The sequence below is a fragment of the Sinomonas sp. G460-2 genome, from assembly GCF_047759905.1.
GTDB lineage: Bacteria > Actinomycetota > Actinomycetes > Actinomycetales > Micrococcaceae > Sinomonas.
In genome coordinates, this window is the sequence record NZ_JBKZWT010000440.1 from 1 (window position 1) to 2,405 (window position 2,405).

Sequence of the window (2,405 nt, forward strand, 5' to 3'; positions counted from 1 at the left end):
GTGGTCGAGGGCCGGGCCTCCGCGCTCCGGGAGGCCGGCGATCTCATCCCGGCCCGCAGCGTCGAGGAATGGGGCGCCCTTCGCCCCGTCAACCTGCGCGAGCTCGTGCACGGCAAGCTCGTGCGCACCCCCGGCCGCCCGTGCCTCTACGCGGGCGTGGGCATGGCCTGGGAAGACCTCGTGACCGCGGCCTTGGTGTATGAAGGGGGCACGAGAGAATGACGTCCGCCCAAGGAGTCTCCGCCGTGTCTTCGACCAGCAACCTGCCCCTCGCCCCGCTCGGCCCGCAGCGGAGCCTGCGCGAGTCTGTCACCGAATCCCTGCGTGCGGCGATCATCGCCGGCGCGCTCGAGGAGGGGACGCTCTACTCCGCGCCGGCGCTCGGCGCCGCGTTCGGCGTCTCGGCGACGCCCGTGCGCGAGGCCATGATGGACCTAGCCCGGGAGGGGCTCGTCGAGACCGTGAAGAACAAGGGTTTCCGGGTCACACGGATGAGCGACCGCGAGCTCGACGAGATCGCCGCGATCCGGCTGCTCCTCGAGCCGCCCGTTGTGGGCGACATCGCGGGGACCGTCCCGCCGGCCGGGATCGCGGCGCTGCGTGCTCTCGCCGACGCGATCGTCACCGCCGCGCGGCAGGGCGACCTCGCGGCGTACCTCGCCGCCGACCGAGACTTCCACGCCGAGCTGCTGCGCTACGGCGGCAACGGCCAGCTCGTCGAGCTCGCCACGAGCCTCCGCCTGCGCACGCGCATGTACGGCCTGCGGTCCCTCAGCGAATCGAATCGACTCGCCGATTCGGCCCAAGAGCACCACGAGCTCCTCGACCTCATCGAGGCGGGCGACGGCGGCGCCGCCCTTGCGCTCATGCGTCGCCACATCGGCCACGCGCGTGGGCTGTGGGCCACCGGCGAGCAGGAGTCACCACCCGAGGAGGGCGCATGACGCCGACGCAAGCTGGGCTGGCCAGCGACGTCATCGTGATCGGGGCCGGCGTCATCGGTGCGGCCACCGCCTACTTCGCGGCCCGGCAGGGCCTCAGCGTCACGGTCTTGGACCAGGGGCTCCCGGCGAGCGGAACCTCGTCCGCGTGCGAGGGCAACATCCTCGTCTCGGACAAGGAGCTCGGCCCCGAGCTCGAGCTCACGCGCTACTCGCTCGGCGTGTGGCACGGCGACCTCGCCGAGCACAAGGAGCTGTGGGAGTTCGAGTCCAAGGGCGGGATCATCGTCGCGTCGCGCGAGAGCAGCCTCGAGTCCCTCCAGCGCGTCGTGGCGGTGCAGAAGGGCTTCGGCGTGGCCGTCGAGGAGCTGGACCCCCGCGCCCTGCGCGACGCCGAGCCGCACATCTCCCCGGACGCGCTCGGCGGCGCCTACTATCCCGAGGACTGTCAGGTCCAGCCGATGCTCGTCGCCGCCCATCTCGTCCGGCTCGCCGTCGCCGCCGGGGCCACGTTTCACGCGGAGACCCGCGTCACGGGGTTCCTGCGCTCGGGCGAGCGCGTCACCGGCGTGCGGACCTCGCGGGGCGACTTCGCCGCAGGGGCGGTCGTCAACTGCACCGGCACGTGGGCGGGCGAGCTCGCCTCCCTCGCGGGCGTGGACGTCCCCGTCATGCCGCGCCGCGGCTTCGTCATGGTGACCGAACCGCTCCCGCCGATGGTGCACCACAAGGTCTACGCGGCCGAGTACATCGACAACGTGGGCAGTTCCGACGCCGGGCTGCAGGCTTCCCCGGTGGTCGAGGGCACGCCGAGCGGCACGATCCTCATCGGCTCGACGCGCGAGCGCGTGGGCTTCGACCGCACCGTGAGCGTCGACGCGCTCCGGCTCCTGGCCCGCAACGCGATCGGGCTCTTCCCGTTCCTCGAGCACGTCGCGGCGATTCGCCATTACCACGGCTTCAGGCCGTACTGTCCGGACCACCTCCCTGTCATCGGGCACGATGAGCGGGCCCCCGGCCTCTGGCACGCGGCCGGCCACGAGGGGGCGGGCATCGGCCTGTCCGTCGGCACCGGCAAGCTCCTGGCCCAGAGCCTCGCCGGCCTCACGCCCGATCTCGATCTCTCACCCTTCGCCCCGGCCCGCTTCGGCGCAGCCCGCCCCGGCACGGCCGGCGGTTCCGGACACCGTCGCGAGGAGGCCACGGCATGAGGACGACCCCAGACGCTTCGGGCGCACCCGCCGTCGCATTCAGCTTCAACGGCGACCTCCTCGAGGCGGGCGCCGGCCAGACCCTCGGCGCCGCGCTCATGGCCGCCGGCATCCCCGCCTGGCGCACGACCCGCAAGGGCGAGCGTCCCCGCGGGCTCTTCTGCGGGATCGGCGTGTGCTTCGACTGCCTCGTGACGGTCGACGGCGCGGCGAACCAGCGCGCGTGCCTCGTCGAAGTGCGCGAAGGGATGCG

The 2,405-nt window shown here is 73.0% G+C and carries 3 protein-coding genes and 1 pseudogene; all 4 read left to right on the forward strand.

Translation table 11 applies throughout. The features are described from left to right. Window positions 1-222 (forward strand): annotated as a pseudogene (locus tag ACLN58_RS21090) (ornithine cyclodeaminase family protein); the annotation flags it as partial. A 23-nt stretch (window positions 223-245) separates the two neighbouring features. Then, window positions 246-944 carry a GntR family transcriptional regulator gene (locus ACLN58_RS21095; RefSeq protein ID WP_415857178.1) on the forward strand — a complete coding sequence of 233 codons (699 nt, stop codon included), beginning with the start codon at window positions 246-248 and terminating at the stop codon, window positions 942-944. Further along, window positions 941-2,152 carry an NAD(P)/FAD-dependent oxidoreductase gene (locus ACLN58_RS21100; protein ID WP_415857179.1) on the forward strand — a complete coding sequence of 404 codons (1,212 nt, stop codon included), beginning with the start codon at window positions 941-943 and terminating at the stop codon, window positions 2,150-2,152. Before ACLN58_RS21095 ends, ACLN58_RS21100 begins: the two co-directional genes overlap by 4 nt. Continuing rightward, window positions 2,149-2,405, forward strand: a 257-nt coding sequence (locus tag ACLN58_RS21105) for a (2Fe-2S)-binding protein (RefSeq protein WP_415857180.1), incomplete at its 3' end; no start/stop codon positions are given. The genes ACLN58_RS21100 and ACLN58_RS21105, both read left to right, overlap by 4 nt.